General features: G+C 73.4%; 1 protein-coding gene. It reads left to right on the top strand.

From position 1 onward, the window contains the following. Positions 1-36 precede the first annotated feature (36 nt). Positions 37-699 (top strand): ThuA domain-containing protein, encoded by a 663-nt coding sequence (locus U870_RS0122175; RefSeq protein WP_025159524.1) that lies wholly within the window; start codon positions 37-39, stop codon positions 697-699. Positions 700-732: the final 33 nt, after the last annotated feature.

Below are 732 nucleotides of genomic sequence, written 5' to 3'. Positions count from 1 at the left end.
GAGCGCTTACCATCGCGGTGATCGAGAGGAACCTCCGTGCGCGCACTCATCCTGAGCGGCTCCGGCCGCTACGCCGACCCCTGGCACCCGTTCGCCGAGACGTCGGCCCGGCTGGCCGACATCCTTCGCGACCAGGGCCTGGATGTCGAGATCTCGGGCGACGTCGACGCACGCATGGCCGCCCTCACCGCGGACGACCCCGACCTCCTCGTGCTCAACCTGGGAGACCCGGCCCACACCGGCACCCCCGACCCCGACGCCGAGGCGCGCGGCCGAGCCGGCCTGCTCGCCCACCTCGGGCGCGGGCGGCCGCTGTTGGTCTCGCACGTCACCTCCACGTCGCTGCGCGGGGTGCCCGAGTGGGAGGCGATCCTCGGCGGGGTGTGGGTGCGCGACACGACCTTCCATCCTGACTACGGCCTGGCGACGATCCTGGTGCACCCGGAGCGCGACGCGATCGTCGCGGGGCTGGACGACTTCACCGTGCACGACGAGCGCTACACCGACCTCCGCGTCGACCCGTCCGTCGTGGCCCTGGCCTCGCACGAGCACGACGGGCGCGAGCATCCCCTGATGTGGGCGCGGCGTTACGGCGACGCGAAGGTATTCTACGACGCCCTCGGGCACGACGCCGCGTCGTACGACGCGCCCACGCACCGCGAGATCCTCGCGCGCGCCACCCGCTGGCTGACCACCTGACCCCTCCCCGCACCCCTCGCCCACCCGCCCCCA

Origin of the sequence: Leifsonia aquatica H1aii, assembly GCF_000633535.1 — a bacterium.
In the GTDB taxonomy this organism is placed as follows: domain Bacteria; phylum Actinomycetota; class Actinomycetes; order Actinomycetales; family Microbacteriaceae; genus Leifsonia; species Leifsonia aquatica_A.
Note: the sequence above shows the minus strand (reverse complement) of the source record. Positions and strands in the feature narration are given on the sequence as shown.